This window comes from Pseudoalteromonas sp. SWXJZ94C, assembly GCF_015864385.1.
Classification (GTDB): domain Bacteria; phylum Pseudomonadota; class Gammaproteobacteria; order Enterobacterales; family Alteromonadaceae; genus Pseudoalteromonas.
In genome coordinates this window covers 1-696 of record NZ_JADYXF010000151.1, presented here as the reverse complement: position 1 = coordinate 696, position 696 = coordinate 1, and the positions used below count along the sequence as shown (strand labels likewise).

General features: G+C 45.8%; 1 pseudogene. It reads left to right on the top strand.

Going from position 1 to position 696, the window contains the following annotated elements:
• Positions 1-696 (top strand): annotated as a pseudogene (locus tag I6F65_RS21510) (RHS repeat protein); the annotation flags it as partial.

Sequence of the window (696 nt, the reverse complement as noted above, 5' to 3'; positions counted from 1 at the left end):
CTTTCGACGAAAAAGCCCCTGAAAACAAGCTGCATCAGCACTTTAGTTACGACGACGCTGGCAGGCTCATTAGTACGCAAAATGGCAACGGCGACACCACAGAGCAACACTTTGAGGGGCTAAGCCAACCACATTGTGTTATTCAGCCGGATGGCAGTGCGCTGCATTTAACGTACGACAAAGAGCGCAACTTAACGGCAATTGAGCGAAGCGACGGGCATGTTTACCGCATAAGCTACGATGCGAACGAAAACCCAATTCAACTAACTGGGTTTGACGGCACGGTGCAGCAGTATAAATACGATGCCTGTAATCGCCTAGCATCAGTAACACAAAGCAATAAGCGTAAAGTTAATATAGAACGAGACAAACTCGGTCGTGTTATAGCGCAGCATGCAAGCCTTGCAACCGACACTCACATAGTAAATAACGCCAATTATTATAGCTATACACTACAAGGTAAAGTAGCGCGTGCGCATAATGCGCAATCAACACTAAAGCAAGCGTTTGATAAAGGCGGCAGGTTACTGCGTGCTGAGCAAATACACAATCAGCAACAAGCGCATACACTTAACTACAGCTACGACAAATACGGCAGAAGGGACACACTTACCCTGCCAGACTCAACCACGCTTAAATACAGTTACAACCAGTTTGGTCAGCTAAGTAGTATTAACTTACAACAAGTCAATAGCA